This is a genomic window from Xanthomonas sp. 3793, assembly GCF_024806835.1.
Taxonomy (GTDB): domain Bacteria; phylum Pseudomonadota; class Gammaproteobacteria; order Xanthomonadales; family Xanthomonadaceae; genus Xanthomonas; species Xanthomonas arboricola_F.
Genome location: NZ_JANTYU010000001.1, coordinates 695,743 through 722,347, shown reverse-complemented (window position 1 = coordinate 722,347; position 26,605 = coordinate 695,743). Strand labels below are relative to the sequence as shown.

At 63.7% G+C, this 26,605-nt stretch carries 21 protein-coding genes and 1 tRNA gene; 21 read left to right on the top strand and 1 reads right to left on the bottom strand.

Going from position 1 to position 26,605, the window contains the following annotated elements; all coding sequences use genetic code 11:
* Positions 1–39 precede the first annotated feature (39 nt).
* From FHY18_RS02970 to FHY18_RS02960, 3 genes are read left to right on the top strand one after another with little or no spacing between them, the layout of a single operon-like run.
* A complete protein-coding gene (locus tag FHY18_RS02970) occupies positions 40–2,226 on the top strand; it encodes a Six-hairpin glycosidase-like protein (RefSeq protein ID WP_259150966.1) in 2,187 nt (728 codons plus the stop codon).
* Positions 2,223–3,701, top strand: a complete 1,479-nt coding sequence (locus FHY18_RS02965) for an MFS transporter (RefSeq protein WP_259150965.1) — start codon at positions 2,223–2,225, stop codon at positions 3,699–3,701. Before FHY18_RS02970 ends, FHY18_RS02965 begins: the two co-directional genes overlap by 4 nt.
* Positions 3,701–5,374: an alpha-amylase family glycosyl hydrolase gene (locus tag FHY18_RS02960; RefSeq protein WP_259150964.1), complete on the top strand. Its 1,674-nt coding sequence runs from the start codon at positions 3,701–3,703 to the stop codon at positions 5,372–5,374. Before FHY18_RS02965 ends, FHY18_RS02960 begins: the two co-directional genes overlap by 1 nt.
* 315 nt (positions 5,375–5,689) lie before the next feature.
* Here FHY18_RS02960 and FHY18_RS02955 read toward each other — a convergent pair whose 3' ends face one another.
* Positions 5,690–6,814, bottom strand: a complete 1,125-nt coding sequence (locus tag FHY18_RS02955; RefSeq protein ID WP_259150963.1) for a LacI family DNA-binding transcriptional regulator — start codon at positions 6,812–6,814, stop codon at positions 5,690–5,692.
* Between the two features lie 326 nt (positions 6,815–7,140).
* On the opposite strand from FHY18_RS02955, the gene thrS reads away from it, so the two are divergent.
* The 18 genes from thrS (at position 7,141) to FHY18_RS02865 (ending at position 26,600) form a co-directional block, all read left to right on the top strand.
* Positions 7,141–9,045: a threonine--tRNA ligase gene (gene thrS / locus FHY18_RS02950; RefSeq protein WP_259150962.1), complete on the top strand. Its 1,905-nt coding sequence runs from the start codon at positions 7,141–7,143 to the stop codon at positions 9,043–9,045.
* Positions 9,046–9,108: 63 nt separating this feature from the next.
* Positions 9,109–9,636, top strand: a complete 528-nt coding sequence (gene infC, locus FHY18_RS02945) for a translation initiation factor IF-3 (RefSeq protein WP_074052463.1) — start codon at positions 9,109–9,111, stop codon at positions 9,634–9,636.
* 238 nt (positions 9,637–9,874) lie between these two features.
* Positions 9,875–10,072: a 50S ribosomal protein L35 gene (gene rpmI, locus FHY18_RS02940; protein WP_002811096.1), complete on the top strand. Its 198-nt coding sequence runs from the start codon at positions 9,875–9,877 to the stop codon at positions 10,070–10,072.
* 10 nt (positions 10,073–10,082) lie between these two features.
* Positions 10,083–10,442, top strand: a complete 360-nt coding sequence (gene rplT, locus FHY18_RS02935) for a 50S ribosomal protein L20 (RefSeq protein WP_003484828.1) — start codon at positions 10,083–10,085, stop codon at positions 10,440–10,442.
* Positions 10,443–10,704: 262 nt separating this feature from the next.
* Positions 10,705–11,700: a phenylalanine--tRNA ligase subunit alpha gene (pheS, locus tag FHY18_RS02930; RefSeq protein WP_259150955.1), complete on the top strand. Its 996-nt coding sequence runs from the start codon at positions 10,705–10,707 to the stop codon at positions 11,698–11,700.
* Positions 11,701–11,807: 107 nt separating this feature from the next.
* The gene (gene pheT / locus FHY18_RS02925) at positions 11,808–14,186 is read left to right on the top strand and encodes a phenylalanine--tRNA ligase subunit beta (protein ID WP_259150954.1); all 2,379 of its coding nucleotides are present in this window, start codon (positions 11,808–11,810) and stop codon (positions 14,184–14,186) included.
* A 21-nt stretch (positions 14,187–14,207) separates the two neighbouring features.
* Positions 14,208–14,507, top strand: coding sequence for an integration host factor subunit alpha (locus FHY18_RS02920; RefSeq protein ID WP_002811076.1), 300 nt, complete (start codon positions 14,208–14,210; stop codon positions 14,505–14,507).
* Positions 14,488–14,844 (top strand): MerR family transcriptional regulator, encoded by a 357-nt coding sequence (locus tag FHY18_RS02915; RefSeq protein WP_005995911.1) that lies wholly within the window; start codon positions 14,488–14,490, stop codon positions 14,842–14,844. Before FHY18_RS02920 ends, FHY18_RS02915 begins: the two co-directional genes overlap by 20 nt.
* Positions 14,845–14,905: 61 nt before the next feature.
* A tRNA-Pro gene (locus FHY18_RS02910) sits at positions 14,906–14,982 on the top strand.
* A 470-nt stretch (positions 14,983–15,452) separates the two neighbouring features.
* On the top strand, positions 15,453–16,151 hold the full coding sequence (locus FHY18_RS02905; RefSeq protein ID WP_259150916.1) for a polysaccharide biosynthesis/export family protein: 699 nt from the start codon (positions 15,453–15,455) through the stop codon (positions 16,149–16,151).
* Complete coding sequence (locus FHY18_RS02900) at positions 16,133–17,572, top strand: GumC family protein (RefSeq protein WP_259150915.1); 1,440 nt, start codon at positions 16,133–16,135, stop codon at positions 17,570–17,572. Before FHY18_RS02905 ends, FHY18_RS02900 begins: the two co-directional genes overlap by 19 nt.
* Positions 17,573–17,816: 244 nt before the next feature.
* Positions 17,817–19,271 (top strand): undecaprenyl-phosphate glucose phosphotransferase, encoded by a 1,455-nt coding sequence (locus FHY18_RS02895; protein WP_259150914.1) that lies wholly within the window; start codon positions 17,817–17,819, stop codon positions 19,269–19,271.
* 94 nt (positions 19,272–19,365) lie between these two features.
* The gene (locus FHY18_RS02890) at positions 19,366–20,655 is read left to right on the top strand and encodes a polysaccharide biosynthesis protein GumE (protein WP_259150912.1); all 1,290 of its coding nucleotides are present in this window, start codon (positions 19,366–19,368) and stop codon (positions 20,653–20,655) included.
* On the top strand, positions 20,652–21,740 hold the full coding sequence (locus tag FHY18_RS02885; protein ID WP_259150909.1) for an acyltransferase family protein: 1,089 nt from the start codon (positions 20,652–20,654) through the stop codon (positions 21,738–21,740). The genes FHY18_RS02890 and FHY18_RS02885 overlap by 4 nt, the downstream gene beginning before the upstream one ends.
* A complete protein-coding gene (locus FHY18_RS02880) occupies positions 21,718–22,842 on the top strand; it encodes an acyltransferase family protein (RefSeq protein WP_259150908.1) in 1,125 nt (374 codons plus the stop codon). Before FHY18_RS02885 ends, FHY18_RS02880 begins: the two co-directional genes overlap by 23 nt.
* Before the next feature lie 67 nt (positions 22,843–22,909).
* The gene (locus FHY18_RS02875; RefSeq protein WP_259150906.1) at positions 22,910–24,052 is read left to right on the top strand and encodes a glycosyltransferase family 4 protein; all 1,143 of its coding nucleotides are present in this window, start codon (positions 22,910–22,912) and stop codon (positions 24,050–24,052) included.
* Positions 24,049–25,098 (top strand): glycosyltransferase, encoded by a 1,050-nt coding sequence (locus FHY18_RS02870; protein ID WP_259150905.1) that lies wholly within the window; start codon positions 24,049–24,051, stop codon positions 25,096–25,098. The genes FHY18_RS02875 and FHY18_RS02870 overlap by 4 nt, the downstream gene beginning before the upstream one ends.
* Positions 25,095–26,600: a lipopolysaccharide biosynthesis protein gene (locus FHY18_RS02865; RefSeq protein ID WP_259150903.1), complete on the top strand. Its 1,506-nt coding sequence runs from the start codon at positions 25,095–25,097 to the stop codon at positions 26,598–26,600. Before FHY18_RS02870 ends, FHY18_RS02865 begins: the two co-directional genes overlap by 4 nt.
* Positions 26,601–26,605: the final 5 nt, after the last annotated feature.

Sequence of the window (26,605 nt, the reverse complement as noted above, 5' to 3'; positions counted from 1 at the left end):
GGGAGGAAGGCTGACGGCGCGAGCCGTCTCGCCGCTTCGATGCTGAAGATGATCTGCATGGCTGCAACGTTCGGCGTTGCGGCAAGCTCGGCGGTATTGGCCGATGAGTTGGAATTTCAGGGGCGCCGCGCACAGGCGCAGGCGCTGGACGATGGCGGTTTCGTGTTGCGATGGCCGCAGGGCGAGCGCCGCATTGCGGCGCAGCCGATGCGCACGCACACCGCCAGCCCGATGTTCGACGCCTTGTTCGCGTTGGCCCAGCAGGAGTTGGCCGACGACCGTGTCGATGCGATCCGCGATCCGGCCTTCAACGCTGGCAAGCCGGTGCCATGCAAGTGCTTCGAGACCGGCGAACGCTGGCCGTATGTGTGGACCCGCGATGTCAGTTTTGCCGCCGATCTTGCGCTGGCGCGGCTGGAGCCGGAGCGCACACGCAATGCACTGCGCTTCAAGCTGTCGGCCGCACGCGACGGACGCACGCCTGGCGTGTTCGTTGCGCAGGACACCGGCTCCGGTGGCAGCTGGCCGATCAGCAGCGACCGGGTGGTGTGGTTTCTGGCCGCGCGCGGATTGCTGGACGACAAGGACTTTGCGCAAGACGTCTGGCAGGCGCTGCAGGCCACCATTGCGCAGGATCGCGATGCGGTGTTCGATGCGCAGATCGGCCTCTACCGTGGAGAAACCTCGTTTCTGGACTGGCGCGAGCAAACCTATCCGGAGTGGACGCGCGAGAACGTAGGCTTCATCGCCGACTCGTTTGCGCTATCGACCAATGTGTTGCATTACCAGGCGCTACGTCTGGCCGAGCAGCTGGCACGCCAGCATGGCGGCGCACGCGCTGCCGATTACGCGCAGTGGGCGAATGCCTTGCGTCGGGCCATCGATGCACGCTTCTGGGATGCAGACAGCAGCCAGTATGTGAGTTATCTCGGCACGGCGGCGCATCCGGTGCGCTACGCCAAGGTCGATCTGCTGGGTGTGTCGCTGGGCGTGCTGGCCGATGTGTTCCCCGCAGAGCGGGCACGCACGGCGCTGCGCAATTATCCGATGGTTACCGGTGGCAGCCCGGTGGTGTGGCCGCAGGAGGCGGCGCAGCCGATTTATCACAATCGCGCCATCTGGCCATTCGTCAGCGCCTACGCCTTGCGTGCAGCGCGTGCGCTGGACGATGCGCCACGCATCGCAGTGGAGCTGCAATCGCTGATGCGCGGCAGTGCGCTGGCCGGCTCCAACATGGAAAACTACGAGATGCAAAGCCTGGCCGTGCATGTGGAAGATGGCGCACGCAGCGGCCCGGTGGTGAATTCGCCACGTCAGCTGTGGTCGGTTGCGGGTTATCTCTCCGCAGTGCTGGAAGGCGTGTTCGGTGTCTCTGCCGATGGCAGCGTCACCCCGAAATTGCCGGGTAGTCTGCTGCCGCTGCTGTTCGGCGAGCGCCAGCAGATCGTGCTGGAGCAGGGCGCACGGCGCTATGTCTTGCAGCGCCCCATCAACGAAGAAGGCGACTTGCTGGTGGCCGGCCGCGTTACCCGGCAGGGCCAGACAACGCAGGTGCAGTTGGTCGGTCGCAAGGCCGATCTGGCCGCACCGCCGCAGCCGGTGCAGGTGTTTGCACCGCAAACGCCTGCGCTGCCGGTTGCGCTACGGCAGGGCGGTGGTCATCGCATCGCCATTCCCGCAGGCACGACGCTGTACATGGATGGCCGTGCGTTGGATGCAAGTGAACACTGGGATCTTGCCGGTGACGGCGTGTTGCATGTGCTCAGCCTGACCCGACGTGCTGCAGGCATCGAATCGCTGCACGGTCCTTCGTTGACGCTCGGGCCGGCGCAGGAACTGCGCGGTAACCAAGCCTGGAAATGGAAGCCGTCGCGTAGCGGCCCGCATCGGGTGTCGCTGCGCTATCGCAACGACAATGGCCCGATCAATACCGGCGTCACTGCGGCGGTGAAACGGCTGGTGCTGGAATGCCCGGGCAAACCCGCGCAATCGCACGTCATCGTGATGCCGCATAGCGTGGGCGAGCAGGTGTCCACGCAGGCGACGTTCGATGTGGTGGCCGGGCAGGCCTGCGCATTTCGGCTGGACGATGGCTTCAACATGAGCGCACTGGCGCACTTTGCGCAGTACAACGGCGGCCGTGGCGGTCGCGACGGGGTGGTCAACACGGCACAGATCAGCGCGTTGATCGTCGGGCCGGCAGCCATCGGGGAGATCGCACCATGACCGCCAAACCACGCCTGAGCTTCTGGCAGATCTGGAACATGTGCTTCGGCTTTCTCGGCATCCAGTTCGGGTTTGCGCTGCAGAACGCCAATGCCAGCCGCATCTTCCAGACCCTGGGCGCGCAGGTCGACGACGTGCCGGGGCTGTGGATCGCCGCACCGCTGACCGGGCTGATCGTGCAGCCCATCATTGGCTACCTGTCCGACCGCACCTGGACCTCCTGGGGCCGTCGGCGCCCGTATTTCATGGTGGGCGCGGTGTTCACCACGTTGGCGTTGCTGGTAATGCCCAACGCGCCGCTGCTGTGGATCGCTGCCGGCACGCTATGGGTGCTGGATGCCTCGATCAATATTTCGATGGAGCCGTTCCGCGCCCTGGTCGGCGACCAGCTACCACCGGCGCAGCGGCCCACCGGCTATGCGATGCAGAGCTTTTTCATCGGCATCGGCGCGATCGTCGCCAGCTTCCTGCCCTGGCTGCTGGCCCAGTGGGGCGTGGCCAACACCGCGCCCGCGGGGCAGCTACCCGACAGCGTGCGGTATGCGTTCTATCTGGGCGCGGCGGTACTGTTCCTGTCGATCGGCTGGACAGTGCTGCGCACGCGCGAATACAGCCCACGCCAGCTGGCTGCCTTTGACGATGCGCATCCACCTGCTGCGACCGCAGCGATGGCCGGCCTGTTGCCGCCGCCCGCTGCCAGTGCAGTGTGGTGCGGCGCGGGTGTACTGCTGGCTGTCGCCATCGCCTGGCACCAGGGCGACCGCATGCTTTATGTGCTGGCAGGCCTGTGCATCGCCTACGGCGCACTGCTGGCGCTGGTGCGGGTGCTGCCGGCGGGCAGCATGCTGGTGGCGATCGTGCAGGATGTGTGCAGCATGCCGATCACCATGCGCCGGCTGGCCTGGGTGCAGTTCTTCTCCTGGTTTGCCCTGTTCGCAATGTGGATCTACACCACTGCTGCAGTGACCCAGGTGCATTTCGGCACCATCGATACCGCATCGGCGGCCTATAACGACGGGGCCAACTGGGTGGGCGTGCTGTTCGGTGCCTACAACGGTTTCGCGGCGCTGGCGGCGCTGGTCATCCCCCTGCTGGTCCGCGCGATCGGGCTGCGCTGGAGCCATCTGTGCAACCTGTGGCTGGGCGCAGCCGGCCTGTTGTCGATGGTGGTGATCCGCGACCCGCACTGGTTGCTGCTGTCCATGCTGGGCGTCGGTTTTGCCTGGGCATCGATTCTCTCGCTGCCTTACGCCTTGCTGTCCGACAGCGTGCCCGCCGCCAAGATGGGCGTGTACATGGGCATCTTCAATTTCTTTATCGTGATTCCGCAGTTGGTCGCTGCCAGTGCGCTGGGCTTTGTGCTGCGCGTCTGGTTGGGCGGCCAGCCGATCTATGCATTGGCCATCGGCGGGCTCAGCCTGTTGGTCGCGGGCGTATGCGTGGTGCGGGTCCCCGTCGCCTCGGGAGGGCAGTGATGCGTAGTGCGATCTATGTGGCGTTGACGATGTATGCGGGCGTGGCATGCGCCGCACCTGCCTCCAGGGAGTATTACGGCACCCTGGAGCCGTTCGCCGCCGATGCGGTGTACTTCGTGGTCACCGACCGTTTCGTCAACGGCGACCTGGGCAACGATCAGCGCGAGCAGGGGGGGGCATATCGCACCTTCGATGTGCCCACGCCGTGCGCCGATGGCAGCGACGACAACATCGGCTACCTTGGCGGCGATTTCAAAGGCATCGTCGATCACGCCGACTACATTCGCGACCTGGGGTTCGGCGCAGTCTGGATCACGCCGATCGTCGACAACCCGGACCAGGCATTTACCGGCGGCAAGCCGATCACCTGCGGCAGCACGCTCAGCGACCACGGCAAGACCGGCTATCACGGTTACTGGGGCGTGAACTTCTATAAGCTCGACGAGCATCTTCCTAGCCCGGGCCTGGATTTTGCCGGCTTCACTCGCGCCATGCATGCCAACCAGCTGAAGGTGGTGCTGGATATCGTCGGCAATCATGGCTCGCCGGCTTACACCATGCCGGTGGCGCAGCCAGGTTTCGGCAAGCTCTACGATGCGCGCGGTCGCCTGGTTGCCGACCATCAGAATCTGCCCCCCGCGCAACTGGACCCGCAGCACAACCCATTGCATGCCTTCTACAACACCGGGGGTGGTCTGGCGGAATTGTCCGACCTCAACGAGAACAATCCGGCGGTGCTGGATTACCTGGCCGGTGCCTATCTGCAATGGATGGAGCAAGGGGCCGATGCGTTCCGTATCGACACCATCGGCTGGATGCCGGACCGCTTCTGGCATGCCTTCGTTGCGCGCATCCGCGAAAAACGCCCGGGATTTTTCATGTTCGGCGAAGCGTTCGATTACGACGCCGACAAGATTGCCGGCCACACCTGGGTACGCAACGCCGGCGTGAGCGTGCTGGATTTTCCGTTGAAGCAGCAGCTGTCGGACGTCTTCGGCCACGCGCAGGCGGGCTTCGAACAGCTCGCCGGGCCGTTGTTTCTGCGTCAGGGGCCTTACGCCAACCCGTACGAGCTGATGAGCTTTTACGACAACCACGACATGGCGCGGCTGGACGCCAGCGACACCGGTTTTATCGATGCACATAACTGGTTGTTCACCGCGCGCGGCATCCCGGTGATCTATTACGGCTCGGAAATCGGCTTCATGCGTGGACGCGCCGAGCATGCGGGCAACCGTAATTACTTCGGCGTGGAGCGCATCAAGGCCGCACCGCAAAGCCCGATCTTCGGCCCGCTGCAACAGATCGCCCGCCTGCGCCGCGACACTCCGGCACTGCAGCGCGGCGTGCAGGTGGATGTGCTGCTACGCGGAAACCAGGCGGCGTTCTTTCGCGTCTACCAGCACGCGGGTACCAGCCAGACCGCGCTGGTGCTACTGAACAAGGGGGATGCGGCGGCGAACATCGAAGTGACGCGCTTTCTGCAGCCTGGTACCTGGCGCGACGCGATGAGCGGCGAGCAGGTGCCGGTGCAGGGGCGCTTGCGGCTTCCGGTTACCGCGCACGGCGTGCGCGTACTGCTGTCGGATGCGCCGATCACCGATCCCGCATTGCGCAAGCAACTCGACGCGCAGATGGCCGATCAAGCCGCGCGCGACGCCCGCAACAGGTAGGAGCGCACCGGGGCTTACCGGAAACGCCCCGTCGCGCCCGGGTGCGCTCCTACGAAGCATTCGATGGCCGCGACGAGATTTGCAGCCCGCCACGCATGCATTGGCGTATCTTCTTTGGATACGCCGATCACCGAGCAAGCTGCGCGCGACCCTCGCAACCGGTAGGAGCGCGCTGGCGCGCGATGGGGCGTCACCGGTAGTGCTTCATCGCGCGCCAGCGCGCTCCTACAACGGGTTCGGCGGATCGCGATCGATCCTGCAGCCAGCCATGCATGCTTTAACGATTCCCGAATCCCGATTCCCGATTCCCGATCCTCAGCGCCCAGCAACTCTGCTGGCCGCCTGTCCGCACATCGCGTCACCGGACTCCGTTGCCGGCGACGGAGTCCAACCCAGCGGCGGCTGCAGCCCGCTGCTGCGCGAGGAATCGCGCAATGCCAGGCGCACCGGGATCGTGCGGCTCTGCGCCGCTTCGCCACGGATCAGCGCGACCAGGCTTTCCACCAACAGCGTGCCGGCCTGCTTGGTGTCCTGCTGCACGGTGGACAAGGCAGGCGCAACCGATGCCGCCAATGCAATATCGTCAAAACCGCTGATCGCCACGTCCTGCGGCGCGCGCAGGCCGCGTTCGCGCAGGGCACGCATCGCACCGATCGCGATCAGGTCGCTGGCCGCGCAGACCGCGTCGAATGCCTTGCCGCTGTCCAGCAGCGCCAGGCAGGCCGCATGCCCGGACGACTCGGTGGTGATCGCATCGAACTGCAGCCCGGCATCGGCGACCAGATCCTGCTGCGCCAGTGCCGCGACATGGCCCCGGTAGCGTTCTTCGAATTCGGGATAGTGGTTGGACGCGTGGCCCAGAAACGCGATCCGTCGACACCCCTGCGCCAACAGGTGCTCGGTGATGTCCAGCCCGCCCTGATAATTGTCGCTGCCGATCGAAATGCCCGGCTGGCCCGGCAGCGCCGCGCCCCAGCGGACGAAATGCGTGCCTTGCTCGACCAGTAGCTGCAACCGCTGGCGCGATTGCTGGTAGTCGCCATAGCCCAGCAAGATGATGCCGTCGGCCTTGTTGCTGTCCTCGTAATCGGCCTGCCAGTCCTTGGACAGCTGCTGGAACGATACCAGCAGGTCGTAGCCCTGCAGCGCGCAGGCGCGGGTGATCGAGCCCAGCATCGAGTGGAAGAACGGGTTGATCAGCGAATCGTCGGCGGTGGGGTCTTCGAAGAACAGCAGCGCCAGCGTGCCGGCGTTGCGCAGCCGCAGCGAGGAGGCGTTCTTGTCGACCTTGTAGTTCAGTTCGCGCGCGATGCGCAGGATGCGCTTGCGCGTTTCCTCGTTGACCATCGGGCTGCCGCGCAACGCGCGCGAGACGGTCGGCTGCGATACACCGGCCAGATAGGCGATATCCAGCGAGGTGGCTTTACCCTTGATGGTCATGGTCGGCAACGGCAGGACAAGTGGCCGGCATCATGCCACGCGCCCGGCGGCGCCGTGCCGCCCTGCACAGTGGCCGCCTGATTGGTTTACCATTCATGCCCAAGACCCCTTGCGAGAAGGTGGCCCGCGCTCCGCGCCGGCCCAGCGTGCGACATGAGCACTACCACCGCCCACCGTTGACCCGGACCGGCCCCTGCGCAGCTAGCGCCCGCGTGCCGTTGTCTTCCGCAGCACTTCTCGTTCTTCTCTTTCCGAGCCTGTCCAGCAGTGGGCAGATCTCCCATGGCAGCGGACCGCTGCAGCCAGCCCAGACCCCATTCTTGCCCATGATCAATATCACGCTCCCCGACGGCAGCCGCCGCGAATTCGAATCCCCCGTCTCGGTGATGCAGGTCGCCCAGTCGATCGGCGCCGGCCTGGCCAAGGCCACCATCGCCGGCCAGGTCGATGGCCAGCTGGTCGACGCCAGCGACGTCATCGACCACGATGCCAGCCTGCGCATCATCACCGCCAAGGACGCCGAAGGCGTGGAGATCATCCGCCACTCCTGCGCGCATCTGGTCGGGCATGCGGTCAAGCAGCTGTACCCGGAGGTCAAGATGGTGATCGGCCCGGTCATCGCCGAAGGCTTCTACTACGACATCTACAGCGAGCGCCCATTCACGCCGGACGACATGGCCGCGATCGAGCAGCGCATGCAGGAACTGATCGCGCAGGATTACGACGTGATCAAGAAGGTCACCCCGCGCGCCGAGGTGATCGAGGTGTTCGCCCAGCGCGGCGAGGAGTACAAGCTGCGCCTGATCGAGGACATGTCCGAGGACATCACCGCGATGGGCCTGTACTACCACCAGGAATACGTGGACATGTGCCGCGGCCCGCACGTACCCAATACGCGCTTCCTCAAGGCCTTCAAGCTGACCCGCATTTCCGGTGCCTACTGGCGCGGCGATGCCAAGAACGAGCAGTTGCAGCGCATCTACGGCACCGCCTGGGCCGACAAGAAGCAGCTGGACGCCTACATCCTGCGCATGGAAGAGGCCGACAAGCGCGACCATCGCCGCATCGGCAAGCAGCAGGACCTGTTCCATCTGCAGGAAGAGGCGCCCGGCCTGGTGTTCTGGCATCCCAAGGGCTGGTCGCTGTGGCAGGTGGTCGAGCAGTACATGCGCAAGGTCTACCGCGACAGCGGCTACGGCGAAGTGCGTTGCCCGCAGATCCTGGACGTGTCGCTGTGGCAGAAGTCCGGCCACTGGGACAACTACCAGGATGCGATGTTCTTCACCGAGTCGGAAAAGCGCACCTACGCGGTCAAGCCGATGAACTGCCCCGGCCACGTGCAGGTGTTCAACCAGGGCCTGCACAGCTACCGCGACCTGCCGATCCGCTACGGCGAGTTCGGCGCCTGTCACCGCAACGAGCCCTCCGGCGCGCTGCACGGCATCCTGCGCGTGCGCGGCTTCACCCAGGACGACGGGCATGTGTTCTGCCTGGAATCGCAGATCGAAGCCGAAGTCACCGCCTTCCACCAGCAGGCACTGGCGGTCTACACCGCGTTCGGCTTCGACGACATCGAGATCAAGATCGCGCTGCGCCCGGAAAAGCGCCTGGGCGACGACGTCACCTGGGACAAGGCCGAAGCCGCGCTGCGCAGCGCGCTGGGCGTGTGCGGGGTGGAGTGGCAGGAGCTGCCGGGCGAGGGCGCCTTCTACGGCCCCAAGATCGAGTACCACCTCAAGGACGCCATCGGCCGCACCTGGCAGCTGGGGACGATGCAGGTCGATTTCATGATGCCGGGCCGCCTCGGCGCCGAGTACGTGGACGAGCACAGCCAGAAGAAGCATCCGGTGATGCTGCACCGGGCCATCGTCGGTTCGATGGAGCGGTTCATCGGTATCTTGATCGAGCACCATGCCGGCGCCTTCCCGTCCTGGCTCGCCCCGGTCCAGGTCGTTGTCGCCAATATCACCGACGCTCAGGCTGAATATGTGGACTCGGTTCGGAAAACCCTTGCAAATCAAGGCTTCCGTGTCAACGCCGATTTGCGTAATGAGAAGATCGGTTATAAGATTCGCGAGCATACGCTGCAACGCGTGCCTTACCTGCTCGTGGTCGGTGACCGCGAGAAGGAAAATGGCGCGGTCGCTGTGCGGACGCGTTCGGGGGAGGACCTCGGGACCATGTCGGTCTCCGCCTTCATCGAACGCCTGCAGGCAGAGCAGGCAGCGTGAGCCAACCCCGGCCGGTCTGGATGATCCGGATGCGCCGGTTCGATTCCCCTGGGAGATTGCAATATCAGTACCCCTGACAACAAACAGAACCGCAAGAACCAAGAAATCCGTGTGCCGCGCGTCCGCGTGATCGGCAGTGACGGTGAGATGGTCGGCGTGTTGTCGCGCGACGAAGCGCTCGCCAAGGCCGAGGAAGAAGGCCTGGATCTGGTCGAAATCCAGCCGCAGGCCGATCCGCCGGTCTGCAAGATCATGGATTTCGGCAAGTTCAAGTTCGAGCAGCAGAAAAAGGCCAACGAGGCCAAGAAGAAGACCAAGCAGGTCGAGATCAAGGAACTCAAGTTCCGTCCGGTCACGGACGAGGGCGACTACCAGATCAAGCTGCGCAACATGCGCCGCTTCCTGGAAGAGGGCGACAAGGTCAAGGTCAACATCCGCTTCCGTGGCCGCGAAATGAGCCACCAGGAGCTGGGTCGCGAGATGGCGGCACGCATCGAGGCCGACCTGGGCGAAGACATCGTCATCGAGTCCCGTCCGCGCCTGGAAGGGCGGCAGATGGTTATGATGATCGCGCCCAAGAAAAAGATCTGATTCCACCGCGACCGGCCCTGGTAGGGTCGGTCCGACTGGCGACAGCAGCGATTTGCAAGAAGTCCCGGCAACGGGTAGACTGCGCGGCCCGGTTTTGCCGGGGCGCCGCGCAAGCGGTACAGGACCTGTCCGGATCGTGTTCGATCAAGGACTTACAAGCAGGCAAGGGCAAGGATGGAAAGTGTGGTCGCAAGACTGCCGCCCGTGTCAGTGACAAAACACCATCAAGGACATTGCAATGCCCAAGATCAAGACCAACCGGGCGGCGGCCAAGCGTTTCCGCAAGACCGCCTCCGGCAAGTACAAGTGCGGCCACGCCAACCGTAGCCACATCCTCACGAAGAAAGCGACCAAGCGGAAGCGCAACCTGCGGCAGACGAATCACGTCCGTGCCGAGGACGCTGGCCGTCTTGACCGTATGCTTCCCTACCTCTGAGGACTGACCCATGGCACGAGTAAAGCGTGGCGTACAGGCGCGTCGCCGCCACAAGAAAATTCTGACCCTGGCAAAGGGTTACTACAACGCTCGCCGCAAGGTGTTCCGCGTTGCCAAACAGGCGGTCATCAAGGCGCAGCAGTACGCCTATATTGGTCGTAAGCAGAAGAAGCGTAATTTCCGTTCGCTGTGGATCACCCGCATCAACGCGGCTGCCCGCATCAACGGCTTGAGCTACAGCCGTTTCATGAACGGCCTGCTCAAGGCTGGCATCACCCTGGACCGTAAGGTGCTGGCTGATATCGCCGTGCACGACGCCGCCGGCTTTGCCGCGCTGGCTGAGAAGGCAAAGGGCGCGCTGGCGGCGTAAATGCAGGTCCCTCTGCAAGAGCTCGCACATCCATGTGCGGACTTTTGAAAGGGTAGTTTCTTGTCGGGGTTTGCGCATTCGTGTGCAGGCCTCCGGCGAGGGCAAGCAGATATGCAGGGGGAAGGGCGCGAGTCCTTCCCCTTTTGCGTTTTTAGATGGCCGGCATCGTTGAGTTGATGCCTGGCAGGACGCGATTTGAGTAGCAATGCATTCCGGTGCATCCGGAAACACCGTTCGGCTGAGCAGTTGAGGCGCGAGTGCAATGAGTGAGATTCAATCCCTGACCGAGCGCGCGCTGGCCGATGTCGCCGCCGCGCAGACGCCGGACCAGCTGGAAGCCCTGCGGGTCGCCTTGCTGGGCAAGAGCGGCAGCGTCACTGCCCAGCTCAAGCAGCTCGGTACGTTGCCGCCCGACCAGCGCAAGGCCGCCGGTGAGGCGATCAACCAGACCCGCGATACGCTGACCGCAGCGTTGTCGGAGCGCAAGGCGACCCTGGAAACCGCAGCGCTGGACGCGCGTCTTGCCGGGGAGCGCATCGACGTCACCCTGCCAGGCCGCCGCAGCGAACGTGGCGGTCTGCATCCTGTCACGCGCACGCTCGAGCGCATCGTCGAAATCTTCGCGCGGCTGGGGTATGAGTTGTCCGATGGCCCGGAAATCGAGGACGACTGGCACAACTTCGAGGCGCTGAACTTCCCACCGCACCATCCGGCGCGTGCGATGCACGACACTTTCTATTTTGGCGACGGGCGCCTGCTGCGTACGCATACGTCCGGTGTGCAGGTGCGTTACATGGACGCACACAAGCCGCCGCTGCGCATGATCGCAGCCGGCAAGGTATATCGTTCCGATTCGGACCAGACCCACTCGCCGATGTTCCATCAGGTCGAGGGGTTGCTGGTGGACGAGCATTCGACTTTCGCCGATCTCAAGGGCACGTTGTCCGAGTTCGTGCGTGCGTTCTTCGAGCGCGATTTCGAGATGCGTTTTCGTCCCAGCTATTTCCCGTTCGTCGAGCCGGGTGCGGAAGTGGACATCGCCTGGCAGCAGCCCGATGGCAGCACGCGTTGGCTGGAAGTGCTGGGCTGCGGCATGGTGCACCCGAACGTGTTGCGCAGCGTCGGCATCGACCCGGAGCGCTACACCGGCTTTGCCTTCGGCCTGGGCGTGGAGCGCTTTGCGATGCTGCGCTATGGCGTCAACGACCTGCGCGCGTTCTTCGAAAACGACGTGCGTTTTCTCCGGCAGTTCGCCTGACGGCGGGGATTGGTGATTCGGGATTCGGGATTCGCAACAGCGCCCTCGTCTCGCATCACCCCCGTCAACAGGTTTTACGAATCCCGAATCCCGAATCCCGGCCCCTCATGAAATTCTCTGAAAATTGGCTGCGTAGCCACGTTCCGATCCAGGCCTCGCGCGAGGAACTTGCCGCCACGCTGACGGCGATCGGCCTGGAAGTCGAAGACGTCACGCCGTTGGGCGAGGCACTTGGTCAGGTGGTGGTGGCGCGCATCGTCGACGCCGTGCGACACCCGGAAGCCGATCGCCTGCAGGTCTGCAGTGTCGATGCCGGGCAGGGCGAGTTGCTGCAGATCGTGTGTGGCGCGCCCAATGCGCGTGCCGGTCTGGTGGCGCCGCTGGCGCTGGTTGGCGCGCAGATCGGCGAGCTGACGATCAAGGCCGCAACCTTGCGCGGCGTGCCGTCCAACGGCATGTTGTGCTCGGCCAAGGAGCTGGGCCTGGATGGCGATGCGTCCGGGCTGTTCGAGTTGCCGGACGATGCGCCGGTGGGGCAGGCCCTGGCGGACTACCTGGGCTTGCCGGATGCCAGCATCGAAATCAAGCTCACCCCCAATCGCGCCGATTGTTTCAGCGTGCGTGGCATCGCCTTCGACGTGGCCGCAGCGTGCGCCAGCGAAGTGGTGGCATTCGATGCCGGGGCCGTTGCGTCGGCGTCCACACGCACGCTCGCGGTGGAGTTGAATGCCGGCAAGGAAGCGCCGCGCTACTGCGGGCGGGTGATCGAGGGCATCGACCCGGCCGCGAAAACGCCGGTATGGCTGGCCGAGCGGCTGCGCCGCAGCGGCGTGCGCCCGGTGTCGTTGCTGGTGGATATCACCCAGTACGTGATGCTGGAGCTGGGCCAGCCGATGCATGCCTTCGATCTGGATACCTTGCAGGGCCCGATCGGGGTGCGCCGTTCGCGCGGTGGCGAGCAGCTGGCGCTGCTGGATGGGCGGCAGGTCACGCTGGACGATAGCTTCCTGACCATCACCGATGCCGACCGCCCGGTGGCGTTGGCCGGTCTGATGGGTGGGCTGGACACGCGCGTCACCGAGACCACGCGCAACGTGTTCCTGGAGTCGGCGTACTTCGATCCGGCCGCGATCATGGGCCGTGGCCGCAAGCTCGGGCTGCATACCGATGCCGGTCATCGCTTCGAGCGTGGCGTGGACCCGGCGCTGGCGCCGCAGGCGATTGAAGTCGCGACGCGGCTGGTGCTGGAACTGGCCGGTGGCACGCCGGGCCCGGTCGTGCATGCGCAACTGCCGCAACATCTGCCGCAGCCTGCAAACATCCTGCTGCGGCGTGCGCGGATCGCGCGCGTGCTGGGCATCCGGATCGATGACGCCGAGGTCGCGCGCATCCTGGGCGCGCTCGGCATGCGGATCGAGGCAGTTGCCGAAGGCTGGCAGGTGATGGCGCCGAGCCGTCGCTTCGATATCGCCATCGAAGAAGACCTGATCGAAGAGTTGGCGCGTATCCACGGCTACGACCGCGTGCCGACCACGCTGCCGGGCGGGGCAAGCCGGATTGCGATGCCGAGCGAAACCCAGCTCGATGAGCTCAGCGTGCGTCGCCAGCTGGTGGCGCGCGAGCTGCAGGAAACCATCAATTACGCCTTTGTCGATGCCGCCTTGCTGGAGCGCTGGCAGTTGACCGACGGCCTGGTGCCGTTGGCCAATCCGCTCAGCGCCGAGCTGGCCATCATGCGCCCGCGCCTGTTGCCTGGCCTGGTCGCCACATTGGGCCGCAACGCTGCCCGTCAGGCAGGCCGAGTGCGGCTGTTCGAGCTGGGCAAGGTGTTTGCCGCCGCCGCGCAGGCAGGCGCTGCCCCTCGGGAATCCCAGCATGTCGCTGCCGCGGTCTGTGGCGATGCGCTGGCGTTGCAATGGGGCGAGCCGGCGCGCAAGGTGGACTTTCACGATGTGAAAGGCGACCTGATGGCACTGGCAGCAGCCAGCGGCGCGGTGCTGGAGTTCCAGTCTTCCAGTCAGCCATTCGGGCATCCAGGCCGGTCGGCCGATATCTATCGCGATGGCGTGTGCATCGGCTGGATCGGCCAGGTGCATCCGCGGCTGACCAAGGCGCTGGAGATCGACGTCGAGGTGATCGCGTTCGAACTGCAGCTGGAGCCGCTGGTGCGGCGGGCGCTGCCGCGTGCCGGCGAGCTGTCGCGGTACCCGTCGGTGCGTCGCGATCTGGCCTTCCTGGTGCCGGAGGCGGTCAGTTGGGCGGCGCTGTCGGCCAGCGTGCAGACCACGGTTGGCCCGTTGCTGCGCGAGGTGCAGCTGTTCGACCGCTATGTCGGGCAGGGGGTCGAGCCAGGTTTCAAGAGTCTTGCTATGGGCTTGATTTTGCAGGATAACTCGCGCACTCTCACCGACCGGGACGTGGATGCGGTCGTTACCGATGTGGTGGCCGTGATCGAGCGCGAGCACCGCGCCCGGATCCGGAGTTGAGGCGGTAACCAGGGGATTGGCATGGCATTGACGAAAGCGGAGATGGCCGAGCGTCTGTTCGACGAGGTCGGCCTGAACAAGCGTGAGGCGAAGGAATTTGTCGACGCGTTTTTCGATGTGCTGCGCGATGCGCTGGAGCAGGGGCGTCAGGTCAAGCTGTCGGGGTTTGGCAACTTCGATTTGCGGCGCAAGAACCAACGGCCCGGTCGCAATCCCAAGACCGGCGAGGAAATTCCGATCTCGGCCCGGACGGTGGTGACCTTCCGTCCTGGCCAGAAGCTCAAGGAGCGGGTGGAGGCTTATGCTGGATCCGGGCAGTAATCGCGAACTACCGCCGATTCCGGCCAAGCGCTATTTCACCATCGGTGAGGTCAGCGAACTGTGCGACGTCAAGCCGCATGTGCTGCGGTACTGGGAAACGGAGTTTCCGAGCCTGGAGCCGGTCAAGCGGCGCGGCAACCGCCGTTACTACCAGCGCCACGATGTGCTGATGGTTCGGCAGATCCGCGGCCTGCTCTACGAGCAGGGCTATACCATTGGCGGGGCGCGTCTGCGGTTGGAGGGCGATGGCGCCAAAAGCGAGTCGGCGCTGAGCAATCAGATCATCAAGCAGGTGCGCATGGAACTGGAAGAAGTGCTGCAACTGCTGCGCCGCTAGGAAAACGCTTCACAAAGCCGCTATAATCGCAGGCCGTCCTCGCGACGGGATGCAGCATCTTCGGGGTATAGCGCAGCCTGGTAGCGCACTAGTCTGGGGGACTAGTGGTCGTCGGTTCGAATCCGGCTACCCCGACCAAACATCAAGCCCATGTCGGTTCGACATGGGCTTTTTTGTTGCGCCGCACCATTGCATTTTTGTGTCCTGGCAGCGTCCGCTCGATATGCAGATCGGCATATCGCAGTGCAGCATGAACCGAAGGCTAGCGGTCAGTTTTTTCGGTTCAGTTCGCTATGGACGAAGGTCACACAACGATGCTAAGTATCCGGAAACGCTCCAAATCATTAGCAACGGATTAGAACGTGGATCACGGTTTGTTAACGCGGTAACGACGAACTTGAATCAATAGGCCAACGCCGTCAAAAAAATGGCGTGCCGCGTCTTGCGATGCGATCGTTCTGTGCCATAGTGCAGTGCAACACGTCATACCCGTCGTGATCCCGGTGTTCCGGGATGAACCCTCTGTCGTACGTTCGTGCTGGCGTGTTTGGCCGGTTGAATGCTGCGCGAGCTCCTGTCCCACCCAACCGAGGCAGCCAGCCACACGCATGAAGAAACTGATCGGACGATTTTGCCAAGGCCTCAGCCTGGCGTTGATCTGCTCGATGACACTGGGTGCCTGCAGCACCGGGAAGGACATGGCGAGGTCATTGCCGCTTCCCGATCCGCTGGCAATGTCCGCGGTGCAGCCCGAGTATCGACTCTCCCCAGGCGACCTGTTGCTGGTGAAGGTGTTTCAGGTCGACGATCTGGAACGGCAGGTCCGCATCGATCAGAATGGCCACATCTCGCTGCCGTTGATCGGCGACGTCAACGCCGCCGGCATGGGTGTCGGCGAGCTGGAAAAGATGGTTGCCGATCGCTACCGCAGCGGCTACCTGCAGAATCCGCAGGTGTCGGTGTTCGTGCAGGAATCCAATGGCCGTCGGGTGACCGTGACCGGCGCCGTCACCGAGCCCGGCATCTATCCGGTGATCGGTGCCAATCTGACGCTGCAACAGGCCGTGGCACAGGCCAAGGGCGTCAGCACCGTGGCAAGCCGCGGCAACGTCATCGTGTTCCGCATGGTCAACGGGCAGAAGATGATCGCCCGCTTCGACCTGACCGAGATCGAGAAGGGCACCAATCCGGACCCTGAGATCTATGGCGGCGATATCGTCGTGGTGTATCGCTCGGATGCGCGCGTCTGGTTGCGCACCATGCTGGAACTGACCCCCTTAGTGATGGTGTGGCGCGCTTACCGATGAGTATGAATTCCGACAATCGTTCCTCGCCGTCGCAGCGTCACGGGCATCTCGAACTGGCCGACGTCAGCTTGCTCGACTACTGGCGTGCCCTGGTGTCGCAACGCTGGCTGATCATCATGATCACCATCGCCGCCGTGCTACTGGCGCTGGTGATCACCTTTCTGATGCCGGAAAAGTATCGCGCCACCAGCACGCTGCAGATCGAGCGCGATTCGCTCAATGTGGTGAACGTCGACAACCTGATGCCGGTCGAGTCGCCGCAGGATCGCGACTTCTACCAGACTCAGTACCAGTTGCTGCAGAGCCGTTCGCTGGCACGTGCGGTGATTCGTGAAGCCAAGCTCGATCAGGAGCCGGCGTTCAAGCAGCAGGTCGAAGAAGCGCTGGAAAAGGCGGCGGCCAAGAATCCGGAAGCAGGCAAGTCGGTGGATTCGCGTCAGGCGATCATCGAGCGCAGCCTGACCGACACCTTGCTGGCAGGCCTGGTCGTCGAGCCGATCCTCAATTCGCGCCTGGTCTACGTCAACTACGATTCGCCGGACCCGGTACTTGCGGCCAAGATCGCCAACACCTATCCGAAGGTGTTCATCGTGAGCACGCAGGAGCGCCGCATGAAGGCGTCTTCGTTCGCGACCAAGTTCCTCGCCGAGCGCCTGGAGCAGTTGCGCGACAAGGTGGAAGATTCGGAAAAGACGCTGGTTGCGTACTCGACCGATGAGCAGATCGTATCGGTGGGCGACGACAAGCCGTCGTTGCCGGCGCAGAACCTGACCGACCTCAACGCGATGCTGGCGTCGGCACAGGATGCACGCATCAAGGCCGAGGCCGCCTGGCGTCAGGCCGCTAGCGGCGATGCCATGTCGTTGCCGCAGGTGCTGAGCAGCCCGCTGATCCAGACCTTGCGCGGCGAGCAGGTGCGTTTGACCAGCGAATATCAGCAGAAGCTGTCGACCTTCAAGCCGGATTACCCGGAAATGCAGCGCCTGAAGGCGCAGATCGAAGAGTCGCGCCGCCAGATCAATGGTGAGGTGGTCAACGTCCGCCAGTCGCTCAAGGCGACCTATGACGCGTCGGTACATCAGGAGCAGTTGCTCAACGAACGCATCGCCGGTCTGCGTACCAACGAACTGGACCTGCAGAGCCGCAGCATCCGCTACAACATGCTCAAGCGCGACGTCGACACCAACCGTCAGCTCTACGATGCGCTCCTGCAGCGCTACAAGGAAATCGGTGTGGCAAGCAATGTCGGCGCCAACAACGTGACCATCGTCGACACTGCAGATGTGCCTACGTCGAAGACTTCGCCGAAACTCAAATTGAACCTCGCTTTGGGCTTCATCTTTGGCGTATTCCTTGGGTTGGCTGTGGCGCTTGTGCGTTACTTCCTGCGGGGCACTGGGCCGGAAACACGATTGAACTGACATCGTGATGTTGCAAAACAGTGGTTAATTAAAGTGACAACCGATTCAGCGTAGAAAAAGTGGGATCCCGTATGTTTCGGGCTCCCTCGTTTTGAAAGTTTGTCTCTGTTGAAACAAAGGGCTGTCGTGCGATCTGGGGTCGGTAGGTATTACCGCGGTGATCGTTCGACGGAGATGATTGAAAGCTCGCGTGCGATTCGTATGTTCCCCCGCATGCGCCGTATCGAGTTTGGAGGACATCCCCATGCTTTTGGCAGACTTGAGTAGCGCGACCTACACGACATCCTCGCCGCGATTGTTGTCCAAGTACTCGGCGGCCGCCGACCTGGTCCTGCGTGTGTTCGACCTGACCATGGTGGTCGTATCGGGCCTGATCGCCTACCGCATCGTGTTCGGCTCCTGGGTGCCTGCTGCGCCGTATCGGGTCGCGATCGCCACGACGCTGTTGTATTCGGTGATCTGCTTCGCGCTGTTCCCGCTGTATCGCAGCTGGCGCGGTCGCGGACTGTTGAGCGAGTTGATGGTGCTGGGTGGTGCCTTCGGCGGCGTGTTTGCGCTGTTTGCGGTGCATGCGCTGATCGTGCAGGTGGGCGAGCAGGTCTCGCGCGGCTGGATCGGCCTGTGGTTCGTCGGCGGGCTGGCTTCGCTGGTGGCGGCGCGTACCTTGCTGCGCGGCTTCCTGAACCACCTGCGTGCGCAGGGCGTGGACGTCCAGCGCGTGGTGGTGGTCGGCCTGCGGCATCCGGTGATGAAGATCAATCACTACCTGAGCCGCAATCCGTGGGTCGGCATGAATCTGGTCGGCTACTTCCGCACGCCCTACGACATCGCCGTGACCGAACAGCGCCAGTCGCTGCCGTGCCTGGGCGAGCCGGAAGCGCTGATCGACTACCTGAAGGAGAACCAGGTCGAGCAGGTGTGGATTTCGCTGCCGCTGGGCGAGCGCGATCACATCAAGCAGCTGCTGCAACGTCTGGATCGTTACCCGATCAACGTGAAGCTGGTGCCCGATCTGTTCGACTTCGGCTTGTTGAACCAGTCCGGTGAGCAGATCGGCAATACGCCGGTGATCAACCTGCGCCAGGGCGGGGTCGACCGCGACAACTACTTCGTGGTTGCCAAGGCGCTGCAGGACAAGATCCTGGCCGTGATCGCGCTGATGGGCCTGTGGCCGCTGATGGCTGCGATTGCCGTCGGCGTCAAGATGAGCTCGCCGGGCCCGGTGTTCTTCCGCCAGCGCCGTCACGGCTTGGGCGGTCGCGAGTTCTACATGTTCAAGTTCCGCTCGATGCGCGTGCATGACGATCATGGCACCACGATCCAGCAGGCGACCAAGAACGACACCCGCATCACCCGTTTCGGTGCGTTCCTGCGTCGCAGCAGCCTGGACGAGTTGCCGCAGATCTTCAACGTGCTGGGCGGCAGCATGTCGATCGTGGGCCCGCGCCCGCACGCGGCGCAGCACAACACGCACTATGAAAAGCTGATCAACCATTACATGCAGCGCCACTACGTCAAGCCGGGCATCACCGGTTGGGCGCAGGTCAATGGCTTCCGTGGCGAGACCCCGGAGCTGCGGACGATGAAGAAGCGTATCCAGTACGACCTGGATTACATCCGTCGCTGGTCGTTGTGGCTGGATATCCGCATCATCGTGCTGACGGCGGTGCGCGTGCTCGGACAGAAGACCGCGTACTGATGATGGCGGGGAGCGTGCGACCTGGCGCGTCAGGCGTCGCGGGCGGCTGCATCGCAGCCGCCCTTTTCAGGCAGGCATGTGCATGCTGATTCGAATGAGCGAGGAAACCCGCGTTCGCTGGCACAACCTGCTGATCGAACTGACGCTGCTGGTCGGCGTGGGCTACAACCTGGTGCTGGCACTGATCAATGCGAACGTGTTCACCGTGCGTCCGGTGATCACCTACGCAGTGGAGTTCATCGTCTACGCGGCCTGCTTCGTGCTGGGCCTCGGTTCGCTGAGCCGCAAGCGCATTGCCCTGATCGTCAGCGGGCTCGGGTTGATCGTCCTGCTCATGTTCGTGCGGTTCCTGGTGAACTGGCAGATCGATCCGAAATTCTTCCGCGATGCCCTGGTGGTGTTCGCGTTCGTGGTGCTGGGCTCTGCCTATACCGGCTCGGTGCCCAAGTTGTTCATCCGCATGACCATCATCGTCTCGCTGGTTGCCGCCTTCGAGCTGGCAATGCCAAGTGCGTATGGCGATCTGGTCAATCCCAAGAGCTTTTTCGTCAATGCGCGTGGCATGAGCGCCGAAGGGTTCTGGAACGAAGACAGCAACCTGTTCGTCAGCGCCACGCGTCCGGGCGAGCGCAACTTCCTGCCCGGTTCCAATCTCCCGCGCGCCTCCTCGATGTTCATCGAGCCGGTGACGATGGGCAACTACATCTGTTTCTTCACCGCCATCCTGCTGGTGTTCTGGCGTTGGATGCGGCCCGCGGCGCTGGTGCTGTCGGTGGGCTTGATCGGGTTCATGATCGTCGCCTCGGATGGACGATTGGCGGCCGGCACCTGCGTGCTGATGGTGTTGCTGACGCCGCTATTGAAACGGCTGGATCAGCGATTGGCGTTTCTGGTGTTCTTGCTGGTGATCATGAGTGCTTGGCTGCTGGTGTGGATCACCGGGATCACGGCATACCAGGACACCACCATGGGCCGGATATTCTTCACGGTTTACTCGATGAACAACCTGTCGTTCGAGTCGTGGCTGGGGCTGGATTTTGCGCAGGCCTACCGTTACTTCGATAGCGGCATTTCGTATTTCATCGCATCGCAGTCGATCGTCGGGGTGCTGGCGTTCCTGTTGTCGTATTCCTTCCTGTTGCTGATGCCGAGCAAGGAAGGCCAACTGTTCAAGAACCTGGCCATCTTCGCGTTTGCGCTGAGCTTGCTGGTGTCCAACGGCTACTTCTCGATCAAGACCTCGGCGCTGTGGTGGTTCGTGTGCGGCTGCCTGTGGCATATGCATCCGACCTGGTCTGCGTCGGCGCTCTCCACTACTTCGATCAAGGATGATCCAACGGCTGATGGCGCGCAGTTGCCATTGCCTGCGGGAGCGGGGCGATGAACTCGGCGGCGACGGTGTCGTCGTCGGTTGCGACTGATGCAGGCGTGCGGATCGCGGCCGGTGGGCGCGCACGCGATCCACGGATCGATGCGGCCAAGGCGATCGCGATCTTGCTGGTGGTGTTCTGCCATGCCAAGGGCGTGCCGCATGGCATGACCTTGTTCGCATACAGCTTCCACGTGCCGCTGTTTTTCCTGGTGTCGGGTTGGTTGGCAGCCGGCTATGCGTCGCGTACCACCAGCATGACGCAGACCATCACCAAACAGGCGCGCAGCCTGCTGCTGCCGTATGTCACGTTCTATCTGCTGGGCTACGCGTACTGGCTGTTGACCCGCAATATCGGCGAGAAGGCCGCGCGCTGGGGAAGTCATCCGTGGTGGGAGCCGATCGTCTCGTTGTTCACCGGGATCGGTCCGGACCTGTATGTGCAGCCGCCGCTGTGGTTTTTGCCGGTGATGCTGGTAACCGTGGTGAGCTATGTGGTGCTGCGGCGCGTACTGCCCCCGTTGGCGATTGCGGCTGTATCACTGGTGCTGGCGTGGTTCTGGATGAACTGGTTCCCGGCGCAGGGAGTGCGGCTTTTTTTCGGTCTCGATGTGCTACCGGTGTCGTTGTGCTTCTACGCGCTCGGTGCCTTGTTGATCTACGTGTCGCCGCGTCTGCCGACCTCGTTGCCGGTCAGTGCGTTGGTGACCTTGGCATTGGCGGTTGCGGTTGCGTGGTTGGCACAACGCAACGGGCGTGTCGACGTCAACATGCTCGGCTTCGGGCGCGATCATGCGGTGTTTCTGCTCAGTGCGGTGCTGGGGTCGTTGATGGTGATCTGCGCGGCGCGGCTGGTGCAGAGTTGGGCGTGGGTGCAGTGGATCGGCCGCAACACCTTGCTGATCCTGTGCACGCATATGCTGGTGTTCTTCGTTCTGTCCGGCGTTGCGGCAGTAGCCGGTGGATTCGGTGCAGGGCGGCCGGGCCTGGGTTGGGCGCTTTTCGTGACGGTCTTTGCGCTGGTCGCCTGCGTGCCCATGCGCTGGGTGTTGATGCGTTTTGCCCCCTGGGCCCTGGGTGCGCGCACGGTGGCGGCATGACCGGCGCCGCGGCATGACGACTGCTCCTTCTTTCCCGCGCGCCGAGCACGACACGAGCGTGGCAACCCCCGGTCGGGCGCCGGCGCTGGCCCGCGATTGGCAGATCGATGCGGCTAAGGCGTTGGCCATCGTGCTGGTGGTGCTGGGGCACGCAAGCGGCATGCCGCCGGCCTACAAGCTGTTTGCCTACAGCTTCCATGTCCCGTTGTTTTTCGTGCTCTCCGGCTGGGTCGGCGAACGTTTCGGGCGTCGCGGGTTGAATGTGTCGACGGTGAAAAAGCTGGCGCGGACGCTGTTGATCCCGTATCTGGCGTTTTTCCTGGTGGCCTATGGGCTCTGGCTCCGGACGGCGGTGCTCAACCATGCGTTCGGGCAGCCCGGCGCGCGCGCGTGGTGGGACCCGTTTCTCGGCGTGTTCTGGGCCAACGGCACGCGCCTCTACGTGTTGCCGGCATTGTGGTTTTTACCGGCCTTGTTTGTCACAACGCTGGCCTACATTGCACTGCGTGCGCGTTTGAGCACGACGGTGGTAGCGGCGCTCAGCTTGCCGATCGCATTGGCATGGGCGGGATGGTTTCCCTCGTTGCAGTTGCGCTTGCCGCTTGCGTTGGACGTGTTGCCGATCGCCTTGTTCTTCATCGCGGTGGGTGGCTGGCTGTCGCGCTTTGCCGATACGCTACGCGCGCTCGGGGCATGGGTGTGGGCACTGGGGCTACCCGTCGTCGCAACGGCATGGTGGCTGCTGGCCTCAGTGAACGGGCAGGTGGACGTGAATAACCTGCTGTTCGGGCAATCGGCCGCGTTGTTCCTGCTGGTGAGTCTGCTGGGGACTGCGATGACGCTGTGCGTCGCGTACTTCGTCCGGGACTGGCAATGGGTGCAATGGATCGGCACCAACACCTTGCTGATCTTGTGCACGCATACGCTGGTGTTCCTGGTGGTCACCAGCGTGGTTGCACGCACCGGGGTGATCGATCGCGGCCTTGTCGGAACCCCGATGTGGGCGATGGGGCTCAGCGCAGTTGCGATCGCCTGCGCGGTGCCGATGCGCGCTGTGCTGGTACGTAGCGCGCCATGGATGTTGGGGTTGAAGAGTCAATGACGCAGTTCAAGAATCATCAGCTGTCGCGGCACCTGCGTGCGCGCGGCTGGTACAGGAGATTGGCGTAATGAAAGTGGTGCATGTCGTCCGCCAATTCCATCCCTCGATCGGAGGCATGGAAGAGGTCGTCCTCAACGTTGCCCGCCAGCATCAGGCCACTAGCGCCGATACGGTGGAAGTGGTGACGCTGGATCGGGTGTTCACCGATCCGGACGCGCAGCTTGCGCCGCAGGAGACCCATCAAGGTCTGCCGATCCGGCGGATCGGCTATCGCGGTTCGTCGCGCTATCCGTTTGCGCCGTCGGTGCTGGGCGCGATTGGTTCGGCAGATGTGGTGCATCTGCACGGGATCGATTTTTTCTACGATTATCTGGCGTTGACCAAGCCGCTGCACGGCAAGCCGATGGTGGTGTCCACGCACGGTGGGTTCTTCCACACCGCGTATGCGTCGCGCATGAAACAGCTGTGGTTCCAGACCCTCACGCGCACCTCTGCATTGGCGTATGCGCGGGTGATCGCAACCAGCGAGAACGATGGCGACCTGTTTGCCAAGGTAGTATCGCCGGCCCGCTTGCGGGTGATCGAAAACGGCGTGGACGTGCAGAAATATGCGGGGCAGGGCGCGGCCGCGCCGGGGCGGACGATGCTTTACTTCGGACGCTGGTCGGTCAACAAGGGGCTGATCGAGACGCTGGAACTGCTGAAGGCGATGCTCGCGCGCGATCCGCAGTGGCAGCTGATCATCGCCGGCCGCGAATACGATTTGAACGAGGCCGACTTGCGCAAGGCGATCGCCGAACGGGGGTTGCAGGACAAGGTGCAGCTGAGCATGTCGCCGTCGCAGGAACAGCTGCGCGCGTTGATGCAGCAGGCGCAGTTCTTCGTCTGTCTGTCGCGCCATGAAGGGTTTGGCATTGCTGCGGTGGAGGCGATGAGTGCGGGCCTGATTCCGATCCTCAGCGATATCCCGCCGTTCGTGCGGCTGGCCAGCGAGTCGGGGCAGGGGGTGATCGTCAACCGCGACAGGATCGAGGCGGCGGCCGACCAGGTGCAGGCGCTCGCACTGACGGCCGATGGCGACTTCGCAGCGCGTCGTGCGGCATCGATGGCCTATGTGAGCCGCTACGACTGGAAGCATGTGGTGGGTCGCTACATCGACGAGTACCACAGTGCACTTGGCACGCCGCGCCCGCAGGAGACGCTGCGATGAGCGCGCTCGCATCCGCACAGACGACACGCGCGGCCGCAAGGCCGCAGGTCACGGTGTTGTTTTCCACCGAAAAGCCCAACGCCAGCACCAACCCGTACCTGACCCAGCTCTACGACGCGCTGCCCGACGCGGTGCACCCGCGCTTCTTCTCGATGCGCGCTGCCTTGCTGTCGCGCTACGACGTGCTGCATCTGCACTGGCCCGAATACCTGCTGCGCCATCCCAGCGCCGTGGGCACGCTGGCCAAGCAGTTTTGCGCAGCGTTGCTGCTGTTGAAGTTGCAGCTCACCGGCACGCCGGTGGTGCGCACCTTGCACAACCTGGCCCCGCACGAAGATCGCGGTTGGCGCGAGCGCAGCCTGTTGCGCTGGGTCGATCGCCTGACGCGTCGCTGGATCCGCATCAACGCCACCACGCCGGCGCGCCCGCCGTTTACCGACACCATCCTGCACGGCCACTACCGCGACTGGTTCGCGACGATGCCCCAAGGCAGCACGGTACCGGGGCGGCTGCTGCATTTCGGGCTGATCCGTCCGTACAAGGGCGTGGAAACGCTGCTGGAGGTCATGCGCGAGGTTAGCGACCCACGCTTGAGCCTGCGCATCGTCGGCAACCCGGCCACGCCGCAGATGCGCACGCTGGTAGAAGAGGCCAGCGCGCAGGATCCGCGCATCAGCGCATTGCTCGCCTATGTCGAAGAGCTGGTGCTGGCGCGCGAGGTCAGCCAAGCGGAGCTGGTGGTGTTGCCATACCGGCAGATGCACAACTCCGGCACGCTGCTGCTGGCGTTGTCGTTGGCGCGCCCGGTGCTGGCGCCGTGGAGCGAATCCAACGCGGCGATTGCCGAAGAAGTGGGGCCAGGCTGGGTGTTTCTCTACCAAGGCGAGTTCGACGCGGCGCTGTTGACCGGCATGCTGGATACGGTGCGCTGCGCACCGCGCGGGCCGGCGCCGGATCTGTCGCAACGCGATTGGCCGCGCATCGGGCAGCTGCACTACCGCGCCTACCTCGACGCGCTGGGCAAGGATGGGGACGCTGCACTGTGACCGCCCAGCCCCCCACGACGTCCTCTCCGACACCGCCTCCGCAGCGCAGCCTCGGCTCGCGCGCTGCCGGCGGGGCCGCGGTGACCATGCTCGGCCAGTCGGCCAAGATGGTCGTGCAGTTCGGCGGCATCATCCTGCTGGCGCGGCTGCTGACGCCATACGACTACGGCCTGATGGCGATGGTCACCGCGATTGTCGGTGCCGCCGAGATCCTGCGCGATTTCGGGCTGTCTGCCGCTGCCGTGCAGGCCAAGCACGTCAGCCGCGAACAACGCGACAACCTGTTCTGGATCAATAGCGGTATCGGCCTGGCGTTGTCGGTGGTGGTGTTCGCATCGGCGCATCTGATCGCCAACTTCTACAAAGAGCCGGCACTGGTCACGATCTCGCAAGCGCTTGCGGTGACGTTCCTGATCAACGGCATGACCACCCAATACCGCGCGCATCTGAGCCGCGGGCTGCGCTTTGGGCAGGTGGCACTGAGCGATGTGGGCTCGCAGGTGTTGGGGCTGGGTGCGGCCGTGGCCGCCGCGCTGCTGGGCTGGGGCTATTGGGCGCTGGTGGTGCAACAGGTGGTGCAGGCGGTAGTCAACCTGGTGATCGCGGGCAGCTGCGCACGCTGGCTGCCCGGCGGCTATCAACGTTCCGCACCGATGCGCGATTTCATGAGTTTCGGCTGGAACCTGATGGCGGCGCAGTTGCTGGGATATGCCAGCCGCAATGTGGGGCAGGTGATCATCGGCTGGCGCGCCGGGCCCGATGCGCTGGGTCTGTACAACCGCGCATTCCAGCTGCTGATGATGCCGTTGAACCAGATCAATGCACCGGCGACCAGCGTGGCGTTGCCGGTGCTGTCGCAGTTGCAGGACGATCGCGAGCGTTTCAGTGCGTTTCTGCTGCGCGGGCAGACGGTGATGGTGCATCTGATCGTGGCGCTGTTCTCGTTCGCTTGTGCGGTGGCGATGCCGTTGATCGTTCTGGTACTGGGCGAACAATGGCGCGAGGCAGTGCCCTTGTTCCAGGTGCTCGCGTTGGGCGGTATTTTCCAGACTGCGTCCTACGCCACGTATTGGGTGTTCCTGGCGCGCGGTTTGATGCGCGAGCAATTGCTGTTCTCGCTGGTCAGCCGCATCGTGCTGATCGCCTGCATCTTCGTCGGTTCGCGCTGGGGGGCGATGGGGGTGGCCATCGGTTATTCGTTCGGCCTGCTGGTGACCTGGCCGATGTCGCTGGTCTGGGTCGGCAAGATTTCCGATACGCCGGTGGGCATGCTGTTCACCAATGCAGTACGCGCGATGGTGGCTTACGGCGTCGCCGGCGCCTGCGCGTATTACGCCTCGATCAGCGTCGGCGGCCCGCTATGGCAGCAATTGGCCGCAGGTGCAGCGGCGATGGCTGCAGTCTGCCTGCTGATGCTGGGTATCTGGCCGTCGTTCCGTCGCGACGTGATCTCCATCGTCAACATCCGCAAGTTGTTGAGCCAGGCCAAGGCGCGTCGATGAGATCG